This window comes from Neisseria sp. Marseille-Q1983, assembly GCF_018224585.1.
Classification (GTDB): Bacteria; Pseudomonadota; Gammaproteobacteria; order Burkholderiales; family Neisseriaceae; genus Neisseria; species Neisseria polysaccharea.
Map to the genome: position 1 here is coordinate 1 of NZ_JAGTUI010000029.1, position 20973 is coordinate 20973.

A 20973-nucleotide genomic window follows, 5' to 3' on the forward strand; every position below is an offset into this window, starting at 1 on the left:
TAGTACGGCAAGGCGAGGCAACGCCGTACTGGTTTAAATTTAATCCACTATACATCCGCAAAAGCGAATCATACTGCCACATTCTGACAACCGGTTTCAGACGGCAACATCCGCATCGCCTGCGACAACAGCACGGATGCTTTCTTCGATTTTATCTTTTAAAGCATAACGGTCTTCGCTTTCCGCCGCATCCGCCACGCAAACGAAATCGACTTTTATCGTCAATTTTTTCATAGACACGATGCGCCACAGGCAGGTCGGCAAACCGACATCGGCATATGAGGGATGGGCCGTCCTTTTTCCCGTTTCGTCATAATAACGCAGCGCGACCGCCAAAACCTTTGCCCCCGCATCGATGGCGGATTGGAACAGCGCGGCTTTGAAGGGCAGGAGCCCCAGTCCGGAGGAAGTCCGCGCTTCGGGGAAAAAACTGACGTTTTGACCGCGTTGCAAGGTTTCGCAGACGGCGCGGTTAATCGGTTCGATGTCGCGCCGCGAATTGCGGTTGATGAACACCGTTCCCGCGTTCTGCCCCATCTTGCCCAATACCGGCCAGCTTTTGATTTCCTGCTTGGCGATAAAGCTGCTCGGATAAACCGCGCTCATCGCGAAAATATCCAGCCAAGACACGTGGTTGGCGGCAACCAAGACACCGTTCGGATGTTCGGGTGCGGGCCTGCCCACCTCCAATCCGATATCCAAAGCCGCCAAAGCCCCCCTGCCCAACTCGATTACCGCCCGATTGCGCGACTCGGGACAGCCGCCGTCAATACCGCGCAGGTTTTTGCCGGTTTTGAGCAGCCAGACCGTCAAGCGGCACAAGCGGCGCAGACGTGTAAAAAATGAAGCTTTATTTGAAGACATGAGCAATTCTTTCCCGATAATCGGTGTTTGTTGTTGAAACATTCGGACGGCATACCGATAAAATGCCGTCTGAAACCGTTTTCCGCCCTATTTCTGACAGTTCGGGCAATAAAACGTGCCGCGCTGCCCCAAAGTTTCTTTCACAACCAAACCGCCGCACCGGGGGCACGGCTGATTGTGCCGCCCGTACACCGTATATTCCTGTTGGAAGTAGCCGCTTTTGCCGTCGCTGTCCACAAAATCCCTCAAGGTACTGCCGCCCGTTTCAATGGCGCGCCGCAACACCGCTTTGACGGTTTCAACCAAAAGCGCGCACTCTTTCTTTTTCAGACGGTTGGCAGGACGGTGGGGCGAAATGCCCGCTCTGAACAGGCTCTCATTGGCATAAATGTTGCCCACACCGACCACGACCGCATTGTCCATCAGGGCAAGTTTGACCGCGCGCTTCTGCGCCTTCAGCCTCACATACAGATAATCCGCACAAAATGCCTCCGACAAAGGCTCCGGCCCCAGTTTTTCCAACAGCGGATGATGTTCTTCGATTCCCTCATACCAAAGTATCGCGCCGAACTTTCTCGGATCGCGGTAACGCATGACCGTGCCGTCTGAAAACACAATATCGACGTGATCGTGTCTGTCCGGCCTGCCGATACGTCCGTCCGACGGCGTAAAAATCCGCAAACTGCCCGACATCCCCAAGTGAATCAGCAAAATCCCCGTTTGGAAACGGACAATCAGATATTTGGCACGCCTGCTGCAAGACAAAACCTGCCGACCGGACAAAATCTCCCCCAAATCGGGATTGATCTGCCAGCGCAGCTTCAGTTGGCGCAATATCACGGCTTCCACCGTTTTCCCTTCAATATGCGGCGCGATGCCGCGCAACGTCGTTTCCACTTCCGGCAATTCCGGCATAACCCCTCCCGACATTTCTTCTGACAGATGCCGTCTGAAAGACGGCTGTCCCTAATCCGCAACCCTTGCCGCACCCGCCGCAAGGGCTTTGCCGCCCAAATACCCGTCCCACGCGGGCAGGGGCGTTACGCCCGCCGCCCTTTTGACCAAAACCAAACCGTACACTGCGGCACACTGCGGCCACCAACGGTCGCCCGCCTTTTCCATAAACTGCCAAAAGCATATTTGCCCGAGCGACGGAACAGGCGGCAGATACACCATAAATTTCCCAAATTCAATATCGAAACCGACATCCGCAAGCTGCCTTTTCAACCCGGACAGCAGCAGACAAAACCGTTTCTCCGGCAGGCGTTCGCCGTCAAACCAACGGCCGAATCCCCAGAGCGAATACGGATTGAAACCCGTCAGCATCAAACGTCCGGACGGTTTCAATATCCGGTACGCCTCGGACAAGATTTGCGAAGGAACACCGCCTTCAAGCGTATGGGGGAAAAGCAGCATGTCCGCAGAAACATCTGCCAAAGCCATATTTTCCGCCGACATCGACATATCTCGCGGCACACAGACAACATCTTCAGACGGCATCAGCCACCTGCCGCCCACCTGAACCGCACACATTCCCGAAAAACGGTATGAATCCAGATACCGCCCGAAGAAATCCTGTTCCAATTTTGCAACATACCGCCCCATCGCCGTATCTTCAAACCATGCATCCATATTGCGTCCGTTTCAAACAGATTGCCTACCGATATTCTATTCCAAACAGAATTTCTGTCAAAAAACACATCGGCCGCCCACTTCCGAATCCGCATAAAGTTCCTGTAAAACTTGACGCTTTTTCAGTCAAACAGTACCATCGGACGATAAAATATGTTTATCCTCCCGATATAGATTATGTCCAAACTCAAAACCATCGTACTGACCGCTTCGGGTCTGTCCGTTTGTCCGGGTTTCCTATACGCCCAAAACACCTCATCACACCAAATCGGTTTGGCGATTATGCGCTTAAACTCTTCAATACTCGACCTGTCTCCGACAAAACAATATTTCCAATCCGGCAGCCTGTGGGGCGAGCTGCGCCAAGGCTTCCGGATGGGCGAAGTCAATCCCGAACTGGTACGCCGCCACGAAAGCAAATTCATCGCAAGCCGCAGCTATTTCGACAGGGTCGTCAACCGGAGCCGACCCTATATGTACCATATTGCCAACGAAGTCAAAAAACGCAATATGCCTGCCGAAGCCGCCCTGCTTCCCTTCATCGAAAGCGCGTTCGTTACCAAAGCCAAATCACACGTCGGCGCATCGGGATTATGGCAGTTTATGCCCGCTACCGGCAGGCATTACGGCTTGGAAAAAACACCGGTTTACGACGGCAGGCACGACGTTTACGCCGCCACCGATGCCGCACTCAACTACCTGCAATACCTCTATGGACTGTTCGGCGACTGGCCGCTCGCCTTTGCCGCCTACAACTGGGGTGAAGGCAACGTCGGACGCGCCATCAACCGCGCCCGCGCCCAAGGGCTCGAACCGACCTACGAAAACCTGCGTATGCCCAACGAAACGCGCAACTATGTTCCCAAGCTGCTCGCCGTGCGCAACATCATTGCCGCCCCCCAATCTTTCGGCATGAATATCAGCGACATAGACAACAAACCCTATTTTCAGGCAGTCGAACCGGACCGTCCGCTCGACAACGAAGCCATCGCCCGGCTTGCCGGCATCACGCAAAGCGAGCTGCTCGCCCTAAACCCCGCATTCAACGTCCCCGCGTTCATCCCCAAAAGCAAACGCAAACTGCTGCTTCCTGTCGCGTCCGTACAAACCTTCCAAAGCAACTACCTCAACGCCGCACCCGACAGCCTGTTTTCATGGGAAGTCTATACGCCTGCCGCCAAAACCAGCTTGTCCGACATCTCGACGGCAACCGGCATGAGCATTGCCGACATCAAACGCCTCAACAACCTGAACGGCAACCTTGTCAACGCAGGACGCAGCATCCTTGTCGCCAAGAACGGCAAGACCCTTCAGACGGCATCGGAATCCGTCGTTTCCATCGACATCGACAATACGCCCGACACCTACCGTTCCAATATGCCGGCAGGCACGGTGAACGTCGGCATTGCCCGAATCCGACCCGCCGCCGCACAGACAGCGGACATTACCGTCGCACCTTTGCCGCAGGAAACCGTCCGTACGGAACCCGATCCCCTTGTCCGCATTGCCGAACCTGCCCTTGCGACAGCCGCAGCGCAACCTCAAACCGAAAAACAGACCGCCATGCCGTCTGAAACCCAAACCGCAACACTCGCGCAGATTGTCCCCCAAAACGACATGCAGGCGGCAGACGAACTCATGCAGCTTGTTGCCCGAAACAACCTGCGCCGACAGGCTGAAGAAACCATCTCTGCCGTCATCGGCACGCCTGACACAGTTGTCGAACATAAAATTTCCGCATCTCCGCAACATACCGCTGCCGCCGACGGCAAACGCCGGGCACGTCTGGAAACGCGCGTAGCCAAAGCTGCCGACGGCGAAGCCGAAACCTCCCCGCTCCATGCCAGCATCCACCGCGTTGTAGAAGGCGACACCCTGTTCAACATTGCCAAACGCTACAACGTCAGCGTAGCCGACCTGATTGTCGCCAACAACATAAAAGGCAACACCATCCAAAAAGGACAGGTACTCCGCCTGGCGCAGGCAGCCCCTGCCCAAACCCGTATTGAAAAAGTATCCTACACCGCGCGCAAAGGCGACACCTTCAAAAGTATCGCCGCGCGCTTCAATATCCATATCGACGACATCCGCCGGCTCAATCCCAACCTGAACACCATCAATCCAGGACAGAGGGTCAAACTGATTGGAAGCTGATTCGGATACGGCACATGACAGGACTTTCTCAGTCCTGTCTTTTTCATCCCACATTTCCCATACCATCATGAAACTTATCAAATACCTGCAATATCAAGGCATAGGAAGCCGCAAGCAGTGCCAATGGCTGATTGCCGGCGGTTATGTTTTCATCAACGGAATCTGCATGGACGACACCGATGCAGACATCGATTCCTCATCCGTCGAAACGTTGGATATTGACGGGGAAGCAGTAACCGTCGTTCCCGAACCCTATTTCTACATCATGCTCAACAAGCCTGAAGATTACGAAACTTCGCACAAACCCAAGCACTACCGCAGCGTATTCAGCCTGTTCCCCGACAATATGCGGAACATCGATATGCAGGCGGTCGGCAGGCTGGATGCGGATACGACCGGCGTATTGCTGATTACCAACGACGGCAAACTGAACCACAACCTGACTTCTCCGAGCAGAAAAATTCCCAAGCTGTACGAAGTAACGCTCAAACACCCTACAGGAGAAACGCTCTGCGAAACCTTGAAAAACGGCGTGCTGCTCCACGACGAAAACGAAACCGTTTGTGCCGCCGATGCCGTTTTGGAAAACCCGAGCACCCTGCTGCTGACCATTACCGAAGGAAAATACCACCAAGTCAAACGCATGGTTGCTGCCGCCGGCAACCGCGTGCAACACCTTCACCGCCGGCGATTCGCACATCTGGAAACAGAAAACCTGAAACCCGGCGAATGGAAATTTATCGATTGTCCGAAATTCTGAAATAAAATCCAAGAATTCCATTTATATTCATCCATATACTCATTAAATATATGGTTTAACCCAATTTAACGCAAAAAATCAATTTACGATATAATTCGTTTGTCTGAGTAACGCTTGTTCCAAGCAGGATTATGAGCAAGACGTTTTCCCCGTAATGTGTTTTGCCATCTATACTTTTCCCCTTGTATAAATGGTTTTTTATTTCAAATTCCCTCTCTTTCATTATTATTAAAATGCTATCATTAATGTGATTAACAAGATTTCACTTCCATACACCGATGTAGAAAAATAACAGATTAATCTGTTTATAAACTCCGATTCTTCCTCATCGGTTTATACTCATCAGAAATATTCACTGAAATATATGTCTTTTACATGGAAAATCACTAGACAGTTGAAAAACATTCAGTCAATTTCTGTTAAGAATCACGTGTAAAATTTCCGCTTTATCTCAATCGGACACGGTTTCAATATGTCTTCCCCTTCAAATGCCAACCGTCAAACTTGGTCCAGCCGTTTGACTTATATCCTTACCGTTGCCGGCGCGACTGTCGGCTTCGGCGCGACGTGGCGTTTCCCGTATTTGGTCGGTGAAAACGGCGGCGGCGCGTATGTGTTTTTATTCTGTATCGCGATGCTGGTTATCGGCATCCCGATGATTTTGGTGGAAAACGTCATCGGACGGCGCAAAGGCGTGAACGCGCTGGATGCGTTCGGCGGCTCGATGAACGGCAAACCCGTCGCTAAAATTTGGAAGCTGGTCGGCTGGGCAGGACTGCTCGGCGCGTTCGGCATTATGGCTTATTACATGGTACTCGGCGGTTGGGTCATCAGCTATATCGTTAATATTATCGGCGGAAATCTGAATATTTCCAGCCCCGTCGACGGTGTGGTTACAAAAGGCTTTTTTACCGAACACATTGAAAACAGCCCTTGGGAAATTGCGTTCTACACTTTCTTGTTTGTCGTTGTGAACCAATGGATTTTAGTCAAAGGCGTTATCGGCGGTATTGAAAAAGCAGCGAAATACCTGATGCCGCTGCTGTTTTTGTTCCTGATTGCCATGGTCGTACGCAACGTTACCCTGCCTGGCGCAATGGAAGGGATTACTTTCTATCTGAAGCCTGATTTCAGCAAGATTACCACCGAACTGTTCGTCTTCGTTTTGGGACAAGTATTTTTCGCCTTGAGCTTGGGTTTCGGCGTGATGATTACCTTATCCAGCTATCTGGATAAAAACGAAAATCTGGTTCAGACGGCAGTTATCACGGCAATTACCAATACCATCATCGCCGTACTTGCGGGCTTTATGATTTTCCCGTCGCTCTTCAGCTTCGGCGTCGCGCCCAATTCCGGCCCGACTTTGGTGTTCCAAAGTTTACCGATTGTGTTCTCACATATGTGGGCAGGATCTGTGTTCGCCGTCATTTTCTTCTCTCTACTCCTGATTGCCGCGTTGACAACTTCGCTGACGATTTATGAAGTGTTGATTACGACCATTCAGGAAAAAACCAAAATCCGCCGTACCGCCGCAATCACGATTGTATTGTCCGCCATCTTCATCTTCGGCAATATTCCGTCCATTCTGAGCTATGGCCCATGGAAAGATGTTTCCATATTTGGCAAAAATATTTTTGACGCTTTTGACTATATCAGCGGCAACATCTTGTTTATGCTGACCGCGCTCGGCTCCGCGCTGTTTGTCGGTTTTGTGATGAAGGACGAAGCGAAGGAAGAATTACTTTATAAAGGCAATCATACGACGGTCAATATTTGGTTCGCCTATGTGAAATACCTTGTGCCGCTGGTGATTCTGCTGATTTTTGTCAGCAACCTGTTCTAATCCGCAGCAATCAATGCCGTCTGAAGGTCATATCTCTTTCAGACGGCATTGCATTGATGCCCGCCACAATACCCGCAACGCCGGAATCCGAACCGGCTTGCCGGCTTCTGTCGGACGCTTCCGGGCAGGCGGCGGTCCGTCTGCTTAGACAATCATCCTTTAAAACAGGTAGAATCCGCCCCCAACAGGAAACACATCCTTCAGACGGCAAAACCCATACCCCAAACCATCAGGAATCCCCCTTATGAACAGACAAAAAGTGATCGCCATCGACGGCCCGGGCGCATCGGGCAAAGGCACGGTCGCCGCCCGCGTCGCCGCCGCATTGGGATACGATTATCTCGATACCGGCGCGCTCTACCGCCTGACCGCCCTATATGCACAAAAACAAGGCGTGGAATGGCACGATGAAGAAAATGTTTCCGAACTGGCAAAAAAACTGCCCGCCGTATTTTCAGGCAGCCGCATCCTGCTCGGCGGCGAAGACGTTTCAGACGGCATCCGGACAGAAGCCATCGGCATGGGCGCATCCGCAGTCGCACAGTTGCCTAAAGTCCGCGCCGCACTGCTGCAACGCCAACGCGATTTTCTGACCGAAAAAGGACTGGTTGCCGACGGACGGGATACCGGATCGGTCGTCTTCCCCCAGGCCGAACTCAAAATTTTTCTGACAGCCGAATCCAAAATCAGGGCCGAACGCCGCGCCAAACAAATCGGCATCCCCTGCGAAGGTTTAGCATTCGAGCGCATCCTGTCCGACATCGAGACTAGAGATGAGGCAGACCGAAACCGCAAGGTTGCCCCCCTGAAACAACAGCCCGATGCCCTGCTTTTGGATACGAGCCGCCTGACTATAGAAGAAACTGTAAAAAAAGTGCTTGATTGGTATCGTAAAGTTTAAATTTTCAGGTATAATTGCCCACATTATGTTTCAGACGGCATAAAAATCCCCCATATGCCGTCTGAAACCTTATTTACCCGTCTGCCCTGCCAAGGACGGCAGACACCCACCAACCCACCCCGCACCCCTTGGCGGTGTACCGAAAAGAGTTATATATGTCTATGGAAAATTTTGCTCAGCTGTTGGAAGAAAGCTTTACCCTGCAAGAAATGAACCCGGGTGAGGTGATTACCGCTGAAGTAGTGGCAATCGACCAAAACTTCGTTACCGTAAACGCAGGTCTGAAATCAGAATCCCTGATTGATGTAGCTGAATTCAAAAACGCTCAAGGCGAAATTGAAGTTAAAGTCGGCGACTTCGTTACCGTTACCATCGAATCCGTCGAAAACGGCTTCGGCGAAACCAAACTGTCCCGCGAAAAAGCCAAACGCGCAGCCGATTGGATTGCCCTGGAAGAAGCCATGGAAAACGGCGACATCCTGTCCGGCATCATCAACGGAAAAGTCAAAGGCGGCCTGACCGTTATGATCAACAGCATCCGCGCATTCCTGCCGGGTTCTTTGGTCGACGTACGTCCCGTTAAAGACACTTCCCACTTTGAAGGCAAAGAGATCGAATTCAAAGTGATCAAACTGGACAAAAAACGCAACAACGTCGTGGTTTCCCGCCGCGCCGTTCTGGAAGCCACTTTGGGTGAAGAACGCAAAGCCCTGCTGGAAAACCTGCAAGAAGGCGCGATTATCAAAGGCGTGGTCAAAAATATTACCGATTACGGCGCATTCGTCGACTTGGGCGGCATCGACGGCCTGCTGCACATCACCGATTTGGCATGGCGTCGCGTGAAACACCCGAGCGAAGTCTTGGAAGTCGGTCAGGAAGTTGAAGCCAAAGTATTGAAATTCGACCAAGAAAAACAACGCGTTTCCTTGGGTATGAAACAACTGGGCGAAGATCCTTGGAGCGGTCTGACCCGCCGTTATCCGCAAGGCACCCGCCTGTTCGGCAAAGTATCCAACCTGACTGACTACGGCGCATTCGTCGAAATCGAACAAGGCATCGAAGGTTTGGTACACGTCTCCGAAATGGACTGGACCAACAAAAACGTACACCCGAGCAAAGTCGTACAACTGGGCGACGAAGTCGAAGTCATGATTTTGGAAATCGACGAAGGCCGCCGCCGTATCTCTTTGGGTATGAAACAATGCCAAGCCAATCCTTGGGAAGAATTTGCCGCCAACCACAACAAAGGCGACAAAATCTCCGGTGCGGTTAAATCCATTACCGATTTCGGCGTATTCGTCGGCCTGCCCGGCGGCATCGACGGTCTGGTTCACCTGTCCGACCTGTCCTGGACCGAATCCGGCGAAGAAGCCGTACGCAAATACAAAAAAGGCGAAGAAGTCGAAGCCGTCGTATTGGCAATCGATGTTGAAAAAGAACGCATCTCTTTGGGTATCAAACAACTGGAAGGCGATCCGTTCGGCAACTTCATCAGCGTGAACGACAAAGGCTCTTTGGTTAAAGGCACTGTGAAATCTGTCGATGCGAAAGGCGCCGTTGTCGCCCTGTCCGACGAAGTGGAAGGCTACCTGCCTGCTTCCGAATTTGCAGCCGACCGCGTTGAAGATCTGAGCACCAAACTGAAAGAAGGCGACGAAGTTGAAGCCGTCGTCTTAACCGTCGACCGCAAAAACCGCAGCATCAAACTCTCCGTCAAAGCTAAAGATGCCAAAGAAAGCCGCGAAGCACTGAACTCCGTCAATGCCGCCGCCAATGCAAATGCCGGCACCACCAGCTTGGGCGACCTGCTGAAAGCCAAACTCTCCGGCGAGCAAGAATAAGGTTGCAGACATGACGAAGTCCGAGTTAATGGTTCGCCTGGCAGAAGTGTTTGCCGCCAAAAACGGCACGCATCTTCTGGCAAAAGACGTAGAGTACAGCGTAAAAGTCTTGGTTGACACCATGACTAGATCGCTTGCCCGAGGTCAACGCATCGAAATCCGCGGTTTCGGCAGCTTCGATTTGAACCATCGTCCTGCCCGCATCGGTCGTAATCCCAAAACCGGCGAGCGTGTGGAAGTACCTGAAAAACATGTACCCCACTTCAAGCCCGGTAAAGAATTGCGCGAGCGGGTCGACTTGGCTTTAAAAGAAAATGCCAATTAAACCTTAGCATCAAAACGCCGCTTCCAAGCGGCGTTTTTTTCTGTGGTTTAACTTCATCCGCTGCTTCAATACCTTAAGCCAAGCAAGCAACGGATTAGAGCGTGGATTTTTTTATCATTGCTTACAATCCGCTTTTTAAACAACAAATTGTTGATTTCTATTACGAACAGGAAAAAAATCCTGCTTATTGCACTAAAACTAAGCCGTTTCAGGAATTTGCGGCAAATTTACGGCTTTTACCGAACCTAATGCTTTCGCTTTTTGGTAAAACGCCAATTTGTATTCAAGCAAATCTAAATAGCGTTTTAATTCGGCAATTTGACACTTCACATTTTCTATTTGATTTTCAAACAAGGAAAGGCGTTCTTCAATGGTATTGTCGCCAATGACGGTACATTCCGCAAAGCGTTTGATGTCTTTTAAGCTCAATTCCCGTATTTTTCAAGCATTGCAATAAGCCCAACCATTGCAAATCGTTATCGGTAAAACAGCGGTTACCGTATTCATCACGTCCGATATTAGGCAACAAGCCTTCTTTGTCATAAAAACGTAGGGTGTGGGCGGAGATGCCTATTTTTTCGGCGGCTTTGGCAGTGGTATAAGTCATTTTCCCTCCTTCTAAACAAAAACAGTAAAAAACACTTGCTTTAGAGTTAACTCTAAAGTGTAAACTGTTGCTATGTTGCTCAGGTAAGGTAACTTTGTCAATGAATTAAGAGGAAAGACAATGGAAATGAAACAAACCGATTCAAGCATCAAATCTCGTGCGGCGGTGGCATTCGCCCCTAACCAACCCTTACAAATTGTGGAAATCGACGTAGAAATGCCGCGTAAAGGCGAGGTGTTAATTCGTAACACTCACACTGGTGTGTGCCATACTGATGCATTTACGTTATCAGGGAGCGATCCTGAAGGCGTGTTTCCTGTGGTACTTGGGCATGAAGGTGCGGGTGTGGTTGTTGCTGTGGGCGAAGGTGTGTCAAGCGTAAAACCAGGTAATCACGTCATTCCGCTTTACACCGCCGAATGTGGCGAATGTGAGTTTTGTTGTTCAGGTAAAACCAACTTATGCGTCTCAGTGCGTGATACACAAGGTAAAGGCTTAATGCCGGACGGCACGACGCGTTTTTCTTATCAAGGTCAGCCAATCTATCACTATATGGGCTGTTCGACTTTCAGTGAATACTCCGTTGTTGCCGAAGTTTCACTGGCGAAAATCAACCCTGAAGCCAACCATGAACAAGTATGTTTGCTCGGCTGCGGCGTTACCACAGGTATTGGTGCGGTACATAATACGGCAAAAGTGCAAGAAGGCGACTCTGTTGCCGTGTTTGGCTTAGGCGCGATTGGTTTGGCGGTGGTGCAAGGTGCGCGTCAAGCCAAAGCAGGCCGCATCATCGCCATTGATACCAATCCCGCAAAATTTGAGTTGGCAAAACAGTTCGGTGCAACTGATTGCTTAAACCCGAACGATTACGATAAACCGATCAAAGATGTGTTGTTAGACATCAACAAGTGGGGCATTGACCATACCTTTGAATGTATCGGCAACGTAAACGTAATGCGTCAGGCATTAGAAAGTGCGCACCGTGGTTGGGGTCAATCCATTATCATCGGCGTAGCGGGTGCAGGACAAGAAATTTCAACGCGTCCGTTCCAGTTGGTAACAGGTCGTGTTTGGAAAGGTTCAGCATTTGGCGGTGTGAAAGGTCGCTCTGAACTGCCGAAAATGGTGGAAGATTCAATGAAAGGCGACATTGAGTTAGAACCGTTTGTAACCCACACAATGACACTCGATCAAATCAATGAAGCCTTTGAGTTAATGCACGAAGGTAAATCAATCCGCGCCGTTATTCACTACTAAGGTATGCGATGAAACTGATTGAACAACATCAAATTTTTGGTGGTTCGCAACAAGTTTGGGCACACCATGCCCAAACGCTGCAATGCGAAATGAAATTTGCCGTCTATTTGCCTGATAATCTGGAAAATCGACCGCTTGGCGTAATTTATTGGCTTTCCGGCTTGACGTGTACGGAACAAAATTTCATTACCAAATCGGGCTTCCAGCGTTATGCGGCAGAACATCAAGTGATTGTGGTCGCCCCCGATACCGGTCCTCGCGGAGAACAAGTGCCGAACGATGCCGCTTACGATTTAGGACAGGGTGCAGGCTTTTATTTGAATGCGACCGAACAGCCTTGGGCGGCGAATTATCAAATGTATGATTACATTTTGAACGAGTTGCCCCGTCTGATTGAGAAACACTTTCCTACCAACGGTAAACGTTCCATTATGGGGCATTCGATGGGCGGACACGGCGCATTGGTATTGGCACTACGGAATCGGGAACATTATCAAAGTGTTTCTGCCTTTTCGCCTATTTTATCGCCAAGCCTCGTACCGTGGGGAGAAAAAGCCTTTACTGCTTATTTAGGAAAAGATCGCGAAAAATGGCAGCAATATGATGCGAACTCACTCATTCAACAAGGCTATAAAGTGCAAGGTATGCGCATTGATCAAGGCTTGGAAGATGAATTTTTGCCGACACAATTACGTACTGAAGATTTTATCGAAACCTGCCGTGCGGCAAACCAGCCGGTCGATGTGCGCTTCCACAAAGGCTACGATCATAGCTATTACTTCATCGCCAGTTTTATTGGCGAACATATTGCTTATCACGCCGCGTTTTTGAAGTAAACCGAAGAGCGTTCAGTGTTCAAAGCAGTTTTGGGATAGCCGGCACGAGGGCGGTAAGAAGTGCCGGCAAAATACCAACATAAACGTATGCCGTCTGAACCGGAAGGAGCCGACCCTACGGATTACCAAACCCTGCCCTTGATTTGATTAGTATGATTTTTAAGCTTAAACCCTGATTGGTCAAACATTAAAATCGCCCGTATTTCCTACTTCACTTTCGGGCTTCGTATTATTCGTTGCCAAATTTGCATAAGCAGCCTGTTCCTGTTTTGTTTTCTCCCCCTCCAAGCTGACGGTGGCGTAACAGCTTCGCGATTCACCATCTGTTTCATTTGTTCTCCTTTAATATTAAAACGCAGCCTGAAATAAAAGGCATTTGGGCTCATATCTGCACCATATTGAAACGCCACCTTTGCTCATACCCCCTTGTGCGCGTCATTATTCTTTTCCACGGAAAACGCCAAGTTTGAAGGAAATCATTTATAATACCGACAGTAAGCATTTTCTTTCTTAGCCGCAAGAAGTATAACAAGGTTAAATATGAGTAATAGAGATCAACTTTTTAAAGCCCCGCCGTTTGAAAACCACAGCCCACTGACCTGGTATCAAGCCGCCTCACAACTGCCCAACTTCATCCGCGACGACGCGCAGGCTGCCGCCATCGAACACCTCGATCGGCTTTGGACCGAATTGATGATGTTCAAACGCAAAAGAAACCGTTTTTTAGGCAGGAGTTTGCGTTCCCCGCAAGTCCCCAAAGGGCTTTATTTCTATGGCGGGGTCGGACGCGGCAAAAGTTTTCTGATGGACGCTTTTTTCGGCTGCCTTCCTTACCGCCGCAAACGCCGCGTCCACTTTCATGCCTTTATGGCAGAAATCCACCGGCGGCTGAAAGCCCTGAAAAGCGAAAGCAACCCGTTGAAATCCGTTGCCGCCGAGATTGCCAAAGAAACCCGCGTATTGTGTTTTGACGAATTTCATGTCAGCGATATTGCGGATGCAATGATTTTAGGCCGTCTGCTGGAAAACCTGCTTAACGAGGGCGTTGTTTTGGTGGCGACTTCAAACTACGCGCCTTCCGAACTCTACCCCCAAGGACAAAACCGGAGCAGTTTTCTTCCCACAATCGCGCTCATCGAGTCCAGCCTGACCGTCTTAAACGTTGACGGCGGGGAAGACTACCGGCTGCGTACCCTCCGCCCCGCCGAGATTTTCTTTACGCCTGCCAATGAAGAAAATGAGGCAAAACTGGCAAAACTGTTCAAAGAAATGACAGGCATTACCGATTTGAACCCCGGCATCAGCACCATCCACGGCCGGGAAATTCCCCACAAAGCCGAGTCCGGCCGTGCCATATGGTTTGATTTCCGCGCACTGTGCTTCGGTCCCCGCTCACAGTCCGACTATCTGTATTTGGCCGAACATTATGAAATGGTTTTTATTTCAGGTTTGGAACAACTCTCACCGCAAGAAAAGGCGGAGGCGCGGCGGCTGACTTGGCTGATTGACGTACTCTACGATTTCCGTGTCAAACTGTGTGCCACCGGCGCGGTAGATGTCAACCATATCTATACAGAAGGCGATTTTGCCGAAGAATTTACCCGCACCGCCAGCCGGATGGTCGAAATGCAGTCCGAAGTTTATTTGGAACAGCCGCACCTGACCCTATCTCCCAAGGCTTCAGGCGGATAAGTTATTTTTTTGATAGAATACCGATTTGATTCTTCTTAAGTAAAAATAAGGATATAGCATGGCGATTGAACGTACCATCTCCATCATCAAACCCGATGCTGTCGGCAAAAACGTTATCGGCAAAATATACAGCCGCTTTGAGGAGAACGGTCTGAAAATCGTTGCCGCCAAAATGAAGCAGCTTACTCTCAAAGAGGCGCAAGAATTTTATGCGGTTCATAAAGACCGCCCCTTCTACGCCGGATTGGTTGAATTTATGACCGGCGGTCCGGTTATGATTCAAGTACTGGAAGGCGAAAACGCCGTTCTGAAAAACCGCGAACTGATGGGGGCAACCAATCCCGCCGAAGCCGCCGAAGGCACGATACGAGCGGACTTTGCCACTTCGGTCAGCATTAATGCCGTACACGGTTCCGACAGCGTGGAAAATGCCGCTTTGGAAATTGCCTACTTTTTCAGCCAAACCGAAATCTGCCCCCGTTGATACAATACACCGCCCAACTCCTCTTCAGACGGCATAAAATATATCCATGCCATCTGAAAACTCTGTTGCAAAAGGCTTCAAATCAAACTTGCCTGCCCTGCAATTTTTTATTTGAAGCCTTAATTTAAGAAAAACACAAATACATGAAAACCAATCTGCTCAACTACGACCTCCAAGGGCTGACCCGACATTTTGCCGATATGGGCGAAAAACCGTTCCGTGCCAAACAGGTTATGCGTTGGATGCACCAATCCGGCGCGCAAAATTTTAACGAAATGACCGATTTGGCAAAATCGTTGCGCCATAAACTGAACGAACAGGCAAGCATCGAAATTCCCAAGCTGATGATGTCTCAAGAATCTTCAGACGGCACTCGAAAATGGCTACTAGATGTCGGGACGGGGAACGGGGTGGAAACCGTCTTCATCCCCGAATCGGATCGCGGCACGCTCTGCATTTCCTCGCAAGTCGGCTGCGCTTTGGAATGTACATTTTGCTCGACCGGCCGGCAGGGCTTCAACCGCAACCTGACTGCTGCCGAAATCATCGGACAGTTGTGGTGGGCAAACAAAGCGATGGGTGTTACACCGAAAAACGAACGCGTAATTTCCAATGTAGTGATGATGGGTATGGGCGAGCCGATGGCGAACTTCGACAATGTCGTTACCTCCTTAAGCATTATGCTGGACGACCACGGCTACGGTTTGAGCCGCCGCCGTGTAACCGTTTCCACTTCGGGTATGGTTCCTCAAATGGACAGGTTGCGCGATGTCATGCCGGTGGCTTTGGCGGTTTCCCTCCACGCTTCCAATGACGAGGTCCGCAACCAAATCGTACCGTTGAACAAAAAATATCCCTTGAAAGAATTGATGGCCGCATGCCAACGCTATCTGGTCAAAGCACCCAGGGATTTCATCACTTTCGAATACGTCATGTTGGACGGAATAAACGATAAGGCGCAACATGCGCGCGAACTGATCGAACTGGTCAAAGATGTTCCCTGCAAGTTCAATCTGATTCCGTTCAATCCCTTTCCAAACTCCGGATACGAACGCTCCAGCAATGAGAACATCCGTGTGTTCCGCGATATTTTGCAGCAGGCAGGATTTGTCGTTACCGTACGAAAAACGCGCGGTGATGACATCGATGCCGCCTGCGGACAGTTGGCAGGTCAGGTTCAGGATAAAACGCGCCGCCAACAAAAATGGCAGCAGATTTTAATCGGACAACAGGGGTAATTATGCCTTTTAAGCCATCCAAACGAATCTCTTTATTACTCGTTCTTGCCTTGGGCGCGTGCAGCACTTCCTACCGCCCCTCGCGGGCAGAAAAAGCCAATCAGGTTTCCAATATCAAAACCCAGTTGGCAATGGAATATATGCGCGGTCAGGACTACCGTCAGGCGACGGCAAGTATTGAAGATGCCCTGAAATCGGACCCTAAAAACGAGCTTGCCTGGCTGGTCCGTGCCGAAATCTATCAATACCTGAAAGTTAACGACAAGGCGCAGGAAAGTTTCCGGCAGGCCCTCTCCATCAAACCCGACAGTGCCGAAATCAACAACAACTATGGCTGGTTCCTGTGCGGCAGGCTCAACCGCCCTGCCGAATCTATGGCATATTTCGACAAAGCCCTGGCCGACCCCACCTACCCGACCCCTTATATTGCCAACCTGAATAAAGGCATATGCAGTGCCAAACAGGGGCAATTCGGATTGGCGGAAGCCTATTTGGAACGCTCGCTCGCCTCGCAGCCGCAGTTTCCCCCCGCATTTAAAGAACTGGCGCGCACCAAAATGCTGGCCGGGCAGTTGGGCGATGCCGATTACTACTTTAAAAAATACCAAAGCAGGGTAGAAGTCCTTCAGGCCGATGATTTGCTGCTTGGCTGGAAAATTGCCAAAGCCCTCGGCAACGCGCAGGCGGCATTCGAATACGAAGCGCAACTGCAGGCAAATTTCCCCTACTCGGAAGAATTGCAAACCGTCCTCACCGGTCAATAAACAGATTCAAACCATATGAACACACTCCAACGCCGCAGGACGCATCAAGTCCGCATCGATCATATTACCGTCGGTTCAGAAGCACCCGTCGTTATCCAATCTATGACCAACACCGACACTGCCGATGCAAAAGCCACCGCATTGCAGATTAAGGAATTGAGCGATGCCGGCTCGGAAATGGTGCGGATCACCGTCAACAGCCCCGAAGCCGCGTCCAAAGTTGCCGAAATCCGCCGCCGCTTGGACGATATGGGCTATGCCACACCACTGATTGGCGATTTCCACTTCAACGGCGAACGCCTGTTGGCGGAATTTCCCGAATGCGGCAAAGCATTGTCCAAATACCGCATCAATCCCGGCAATGTCGGCAAAGGCGTAAAAGGCGATGAAAAATTTGCCTTTATGATTCGGACTGCTGCCGAAAACGATAAAGCCGTCCGCATCGGCGTAAACTGGGGTTCTTTGGATCAGAGCCTCGCCAAACGTATGATGGATGCCAACCTCGCTTCTTCCGCGCCGAAACCGCCCGAAGAAGTGATGAAGGAAGCACTAATTGTCTCCGCTTTGGAATCTGCCGAAAAAGCCGTTCTATTAGGGCTGCCCGAAGACAAAATCATCCTGTCGTGCAAAGTCAGCTCTGTTCAAGACCTGATTCAGGTTTACCGCGAACTGGGCAGCCGTTGCGCCTATCCGCTGCATTTGGGTTTGACTGAAGCGGGAATGGGCAGCAAAGGCATTGTCGCGTCAACGGCGGCATTATCCGTCTTGCTTCAAGAAGGAATCGGCGACACCATCCGCATTTCACTCACTCCGGAGCCGGGCAGCCCACGTACTCAGGAGGTTGTTGTCGGACAAGAGATTTTACAGACTATGGGTCTGCGTTCGTTTACGCCGATGGTTACTGCCTGTCCCGGATGCGGACGCACCACCAGTACCGTTTTTCAAGAGCTGGCTCAAGATGTGCAAAATTACCTGCGCCAAAAAATGAGCGTATGGCGTACTGCTTATCCCGGCGTGGAATCCTTGAATGTCGCCGTGATGGGCTGCGTCGTCAACGGACCGGGTGAAAGCAAACTGGCTGACATCGGCATCAGCCTGCCCGGTACGGGGGAAACACCCGTCGCACCTGTTTATATAGATGGGGAGCGCAAAGTCACACTGAAAGGCGACAACATTGCAATGGAATTTCTGACTATTGTTGAAGAGTATGTCAAAACCAATTATGGGGAGAACGGACTCAAACGCCATCAAGGGAAGGTTATCCCGATACACTCCCTATAAAACCCAACCGCCAGCCTACCTTGGCTATTTTTAAATAAAAACCGTTTATTTTCATTGATATAAAACCCATCCCATTGGAAAAGGCATTTTTTTAAACCGATAAGGAATGGAGGCGCAATATGAAAATACAATCGGCAAATACGGAGATGAATTGCAGGTATAAATAAGGAAGGCGGGATACCGCTTCCTGCCCTTGTCTTTTCTCAATAACCGTACCGGCAGATTCAGGCGGATGCGGGTGTTGCGCCCTTGCAAAAACTGCTGCCCCATTTGGCTTTCAGACGGCATCCGTCCATCACAGGCGGGAACGGGGATCCTTTAAAAAACTCCAAATCCTTCTTCCGTCCCGTGGATGACGGTATCGATACCATATCAAACGCAGCTTGAAACAAATGCCGTCTGAACGTTTCAGACGGCATCGGTTTCTCTCAGGTTTCTTTTATTAAAGCCGCAAAGAAGCGCGGTTTTCCAAAATCTGGTCAATCAAACCATATTCTTTGGCTTCTTCGGCAGACATGAAATTATCACGGTCGGTGTCGCGTTCCAAATCTGCCAAATCGCGGTCGCAATGTTTCGCCATCAGGCGGTTGAGTTTTTCTTTGATTTTTAAAAGTTCGCGTGCGTGAATTTCAATGTCGGATGCCTGACCGCCCAGACCGCCGCTGATTAAAGGCTGGTGAATCATAATCCGGCTGTTGGGTAGGGCAAAACGTTTGCCTTTCTCGCCTGCCGACAATAAGAACGCGCCCATACTTGCCGCCTGCCCCAAGCACAAAGTCGATACATCGGGCTTGATGAAATTCATGGTGTCGTAAATCGACATACCGGCCGTTACCGAACCGCCCGGCGAGTTAATATAGAAGAAAATATCCTTATCCGGATTCTCACTTTCCAAAAACAACAGTTGGGCAACCACCAGATTGGCGGACTCGTCGGTTACCGGTCCGACCAAGAATACGATGCGCTCTTTCAAAAGCCGGGAATAGATATCGAATGCACGCTCACCGCGACCGCTCTGCTCGATAACGGTAGGGACAAGATAGTTATCAAAAGACATTTCGTCTCCTTTCATGATGGAAAAGCACCAAAGCGGGCTTTAAAAGCGGCTTCGGTGCTTTCAAAAACTGCCTTCAGACGGCATTTTCAGGATAATCAGGCTTGCGCGCCCATCACTTCGTCAAAAGACAAAGCTTTTTCATTTACTTTGGCTTTGCCCAAAACGAAATCAACGACGTTGCTTTCTACTGCCAAAGAAGTCGGGGCTTGCAGGCGGGAAGGATCTGCGTAGTACCAGTCAATCACTTCTTGAGGATCTTCGTAGCTTTCTGCAAAGTTGGCAACAACGGCTTTGATTTGCTCTTCAGTCGGTTCCAGTTTGTTTTCGTCAACCAGTTTGGCTAAAATCAGACCCAAAGATACGCGGCGTTCGGCTTGTTCTTTGAACATATCCAAAGGCAGATCCAAGTTGGCAGCATCAGCCATGCCTTGGTTAACAAAATTTTGTTTCATTTCGTTTGCCAAGCGTGCGGCTTCTTCATTTACCAAAGCAACAGGTGCTTTCAGCTCTACGGCTTTGAGCAGCGCGTTCATAACAGATTCTTTGGTTTGTTCGTTTACGCGGCGTTCTACTTCGCGACCGACGTTTTTCTTCACTTCTTCGCGCATTTTGGCAACGTCGCCGTCGGCAATACCCAATGCTTTAGCAAAATCAGAATCAACTTCAGGCAAAGTAGCTTCAGATACGTTGTTCAATGTGATGGTGAAGACAGCGGATTTACCGGCAACGTCTTTACCGTGGTAGTCTTCAGGGAAATTGACGGTAACGTCTTTACTTTCGCCAGCCTTCATGCCGACTACGCCGGCTTCAAATTCAGGCAGCATTTGACCTGCGCCCAATACGAAGGCGTAGTTTTTGGATGCGCCGCCAGCAAAAGGTTCGCCGTCGATTTTGCCTTCAAAGTCAATGATGACGCGGTCGCCGTTTCGGGCTTCGCGTTCGACATGGTTGAAGCGGGTACGTTGTTTGCGCAGGATTTCTACGGTTTGGTCCACTTCGGCATCACCGACGGAAGCGGTTACTTTTTCGACTTCTTGTGCAGACAAATCGCCGATAACGACTTCGGGAAACACTTCAAAAATGGCGGCAACTTTGAAAGACTCTTGATCGTCTTGTTCTTCAACGCCTTCAAAACGGGGGAAGCCTGCCACTTTCAACTCTTGGGCAACGGCAACATCGTAGAAGCGGCGTTGCACCAGCTCGTTGATCACGTCGTTTTGCGCGCTTGCACCGTACATTTGGGCAATCATTTTTAAAGGTGCTTTACCCGGACGGAAACCGTCGATTTTTGCACGGCGTTGGGTTTGTTTCAGTTTTTTATCGGTTTCTGCGTTGATTTCGGACCAAGGCAGGGACAACACTACTTTGCGTTCCAGATTTTCTAAAGTTTCAACAGTTACGCTCATCATAAGCCCTTAAATTTGTTGTGTTGATAAA

General features: G+C 50.2%; 20 protein-coding genes and 1 pseudogene. 14 read left to right on the forward strand and 7 right to left on the reverse strand.

The genetic code is table 11. The features are described from left to right. Window positions 1–96: 96 nt before the first annotated feature. The 3 genes from KEM39_RS07640 to KEM39_RS07650 all read right to left on the reverse strand — a co-directional run bounded on the left by KEM39_RS07640 (window position 97) and on the right by KEM39_RS07650 (window position 2496). Window positions 97–864: a 1-acyl-sn-glycerol-3-phosphate acyltransferase gene (locus KEM39_RS07640; RefSeq protein WP_211709796.1), complete on the reverse strand. Its 768-nt coding sequence runs from the start codon at window positions 862–864 to the stop codon at window positions 97–99. An 87-nt stretch (window positions 865–951) separates the two neighbouring features. Beyond that, the gene (mutM, locus tag KEM39_RS07645; protein WP_211709797.1) at window positions 952–1779 is read right to left on the reverse strand and encodes a DNA-formamidopyrimidine glycosylase; all 828 of its coding nucleotides are present in this window, start codon (window positions 1777–1779) and stop codon (window positions 952–954) included. 51 nt (window positions 1780–1830) lie between these two features. Beyond that, entirely contained in the window at window positions 1831–2496 is a 666-nt protein-coding gene (locus KEM39_RS07650; RefSeq protein WP_118997898.1) for a methyltransferase domain-containing protein, read from the reverse strand. A gap of 177 nt (window positions 2497–2673) precedes the next feature. On the opposite strand from KEM39_RS07650, the gene KEM39_RS07655 reads away from it, so the two are divergent. The 7 genes from KEM39_RS07655 to KEM39_RS07680 all read left to right on the forward strand — a co-directional run bounded on the left by KEM39_RS07655 (window position 2674) and on the right by KEM39_RS07680 (window position 10320). Further along, window positions 2674–4650, forward strand: a complete 1977-nt coding sequence (locus KEM39_RS07655) for a LysM peptidoglycan-binding domain-containing protein (RefSeq protein WP_118997899.1) — start codon at window positions 2674–2676, stop codon at window positions 4648–4650. Window positions 4651–4717: 67 nt separating this feature from the next. Continuing rightward, on the forward strand, window positions 4718–5410 hold the full coding sequence (locus KEM39_RS07660; protein ID WP_025457078.1) for a 16S rRNA pseudouridine(516) synthase: 693 nt from the start codon (window positions 4718–4720) through the stop codon (window positions 5408–5410). A gap of 472 nt (window positions 5411–5882) precedes the next feature. Then, window positions 5883–7253, forward strand: a complete 1371-nt coding sequence (locus tag KEM39_RS07665) for a sodium-dependent transporter (protein WP_118997900.1) — start codon at window positions 5883–5885, stop codon at window positions 7251–7253. 13 nt (window positions 7254–7266) lie between these two features. Beyond that, the gene (locus KEM39_RS11900; RefSeq protein ID WP_002213355.1) at window positions 7267–7401 is read left to right on the forward strand and encodes a hypothetical protein; all 135 of its coding nucleotides are present in this window, start codon (window positions 7267–7269) and stop codon (window positions 7399–7401) included. Window positions 7402–7497: 96 nt separating this feature from the next. Next, window positions 7498–8154, forward strand: coding sequence for a (d)CMP kinase (gene cmk / locus KEM39_RS07670; RefSeq protein WP_107862751.1), 657 nt, complete (start codon window positions 7498–7500; stop codon window positions 8152–8154). Between the two features lie 155 nt (window positions 8155–8309). Continuing rightward, complete coding sequence (rpsA, locus tag KEM39_RS07675) at window positions 8310–9995, forward strand: 30S ribosomal protein S1 (protein ID WP_118997901.1); 1686 nt, start codon at window positions 8310–8312, stop codon at window positions 9993–9995. Window positions 9996–10005: 10 nt separating this feature from the next. Continuing rightward, complete coding sequence (locus tag KEM39_RS07680; protein WP_002213349.1) at window positions 10006–10320, forward strand: integration host factor subunit beta; 315 nt, start codon at window positions 10006–10008, stop codon at window positions 10318–10320. Between the two features lie 198 nt (window positions 10321–10518). On the opposite strand, the pseudogene KEM39_RS07685 reads toward KEM39_RS07680, so the two are convergent. Beyond that, window positions 10519–10927: pseudogene (locus KEM39_RS07685) on the reverse strand (MerR family transcriptional regulator). 147 nt (window positions 10928–11074) lie between these two features. Here KEM39_RS07685 and KEM39_RS07690 point away from each other — a divergent pair. From KEM39_RS07690 to ispG, 7 genes are all read left to right on the forward strand, one after another. Next, window positions 11075–12184: an S-(hydroxymethyl)glutathione dehydrogenase/class III alcohol dehydrogenase gene (locus tag KEM39_RS07690; protein WP_205126789.1), complete on the forward strand. Its 1110-nt coding sequence runs from the start codon at window positions 11075–11077 to the stop codon at window positions 12182–12184. 8 nt (window positions 12185–12192) lie between these two features. Beyond that, entirely contained in the window at window positions 12193–13020 is an 828-nt protein-coding gene (fghA, locus tag KEM39_RS07695) for an S-formylglutathione hydrolase (RefSeq protein ID WP_118997903.1), read from the forward strand. Between the two features lie 540 nt (window positions 13021–13560). Further along, the gene (zapE, locus tag KEM39_RS07700; protein ID WP_117373714.1) at window positions 13561–14712 is read left to right on the forward strand and encodes a cell division protein ZapE; all 1152 of its coding nucleotides are present in this window, start codon (window positions 13561–13563) and stop codon (window positions 14710–14712) included. 58 nt (window positions 14713–14770) lie between these two features. Continuing rightward, on the forward strand, window positions 14771–15196 hold the full coding sequence (gene ndk / locus KEM39_RS07705; protein WP_014573969.1) for a nucleoside-diphosphate kinase: 426 nt from the start codon (window positions 14771–14773) through the stop codon (window positions 15194–15196). A 143-nt stretch (window positions 15197–15339) separates the two neighbouring features. Continuing rightward, window positions 15340–16434 carry a 23S rRNA (adenine(2503)-C(2))-methyltransferase RlmN gene (gene rlmN / locus KEM39_RS07710; protein ID WP_025457071.1) on the forward strand — a complete coding sequence of 365 codons (1095 nt, stop codon included), beginning with the start codon at window positions 15340–15342 and terminating at the stop codon, window positions 16432–16434. A 2-nt stretch (window positions 16435–16436) separates the two neighbouring features. Then, window positions 16437–17198, forward strand: a complete 762-nt coding sequence (pilW, locus tag KEM39_RS07715; protein WP_025457070.1) for a type IV pilus biogenesis/stability protein PilW — start codon at window positions 16437–16439, stop codon at window positions 17196–17198. 15 nt (window positions 17199–17213) lie between these two features. Continuing rightward, window positions 17214–18479 carry a flavodoxin-dependent (E)-4-hydroxy-3-methylbut-2-enyl-diphosphate synthase gene (ispG, locus tag KEM39_RS07720; RefSeq protein ID WP_118997904.1) on the forward strand — a complete coding sequence of 422 codons (1266 nt, stop codon included), beginning with the start codon at window positions 17214–17216 and terminating at the stop codon, window positions 18477–18479. A gap of 224 nt (window positions 18480–18703) precedes the next feature. Here the strand turns inward: ispG and KEM39_RS07725 are convergent, their stop codons facing one another. From KEM39_RS07725 to tig, 3 genes are all read right to left on the reverse strand, one after another. Then, a complete protein-coding gene (locus KEM39_RS07725; RefSeq protein ID WP_107862759.1) occupies window positions 18704–18898 on the reverse strand; it encodes a hypothetical protein in 195 nt (64 codons plus the stop codon). 23 nt (window positions 18899–18921) lie between these two features. Beyond that, window positions 18922–19536, reverse strand: a complete 615-nt coding sequence (gene clpP, locus KEM39_RS07730) for an ATP-dependent Clp endopeptidase proteolytic subunit ClpP (RefSeq protein WP_002225167.1) — start codon at window positions 19534–19536, stop codon at window positions 18922–18924. A 95-nt stretch (window positions 19537–19631) separates the two neighbouring features. After that, a complete protein-coding gene (tig, locus tag KEM39_RS07735) occupies window positions 19632–20942 on the reverse strand; it encodes a trigger factor (RefSeq protein ID WP_192886351.1) in 1311 nt (436 codons plus the stop codon). Window positions 20943–20973: the final 31 nt, after the last annotated feature.

What these genes read in the sequence shown, in the direction of transcription:
- fghA (WP_118997903.1), top strand. Translation starts at nt 12,193, where the DNA reads ATGAAACTGATTGAACAACATCAAATTTTTGGTGGTTCGCAACAAGTT.
- tig (WP_192886351.1), bottom strand. Translation starts at nt 20,942, where the DNA reads ATGAGCGTAACTGTTGAAACTTTAGAAAATCTGGAACGCAAAGTAGTG.
- KEM39_RS07650 (WP_118997898.1), bottom strand. Translation starts at nt 2,496, where the DNA reads ATGGATGCATGGTTTGAAGATACGGCGATGGGGCGGTATGTTGCAAAA.
- clpP (WP_002225167.1), bottom strand. Translation starts at nt 19,536, where the DNA reads ATGTCTTTTGATAACTATCTTGTCCCTACCGTTATCGAGCAGAGCGGT.
- KEM39_RS07725 (WP_107862759.1), bottom strand. Translation starts at nt 18,898, where the DNA reads ATGCCGTCTGAAACGTTCAGACGGCATTTGTTTCAAGCTGCGTTTGAT.
- KEM39_RS07665 (WP_118997900.1), top strand. Translation starts at nt 5,883, where the DNA reads ATGTCTTCCCCTTCAAATGCCAACCGTCAAACTTGGTCCAGCCGTTTG.
- KEM39_RS07655 (WP_118997899.1), top strand. Translation starts at nt 2,674, where the DNA reads ATGTCCAAACTCAAAACCATCGTACTGACCGCTTCGGGTCTGTCCGTT.
- KEM39_RS07660 (WP_025457078.1), top strand. Translation starts at nt 4,718, where the DNA reads ATGAAACTTATCAAATACCTGCAATATCAAGGCATAGGAAGCCGCAAG.
- KEM39_RS07680 (WP_002213349.1), top strand. Translation starts at nt 10,006, where the DNA reads ATGACGAAGTCCGAGTTAATGGTTCGCCTGGCAGAAGTGTTTGCCGCC.
- pilW (WP_025457070.1), top strand. Translation starts at nt 16,437, where the DNA reads ATGCCTTTTAAGCCATCCAAACGAATCTCTTTATTACTCGTTCTTGCC.
- KEM39_RS07640 (WP_211709796.1), bottom strand. Translation starts at nt 864, where the DNA reads ATGTCTTCAAATAAAGCTTCATTTTTTACACGTCTGCGCCGCTTGTGC.
- ndk (WP_014573969.1), top strand. Translation starts at nt 14,771, where the DNA reads ATGGCGATTGAACGTACCATCTCCATCATCAAACCCGATGCTGTCGGC.
- KEM39_RS11900 (WP_002213355.1), top strand. Translation starts at nt 7,267, where the DNA reads ATGCCGTCTGAAGGTCATATCTCTTTCAGACGGCATTGCATTGATGCC.
- mutM (WP_211709797.1), bottom strand. Translation starts at nt 1,779, where the DNA reads ATGCCGGAATTGCCGGAAGTGGAAACGACGTTGCGCGGCATCGCGCCG.
- rlmN (WP_025457071.1), top strand. Translation starts at nt 15,340, where the DNA reads ATGAAAACCAATCTGCTCAACTACGACCTCCAAGGGCTGACCCGACAT.
- ispG (WP_118997904.1), top strand. Translation starts at nt 17,214, where the DNA reads ATGAACACACTCCAACGCCGCAGGACGCATCAAGTCCGCATCGATCAT.
- zapE (WP_117373714.1), top strand. Translation starts at nt 13,561, where the DNA reads ATGAGTAATAGAGATCAACTTTTTAAAGCCCCGCCGTTTGAAAACCAC.
- cmk (WP_107862751.1), top strand. Translation starts at nt 7,498, where the DNA reads ATGAACAGACAAAAAGTGATCGCCATCGACGGCCCGGGCGCATCGGGC.
- rpsA (WP_118997901.1), top strand. Translation starts at nt 8,310, where the DNA reads ATGTCTATGGAAAATTTTGCTCAGCTGTTGGAAGAAAGCTTTACCCTG.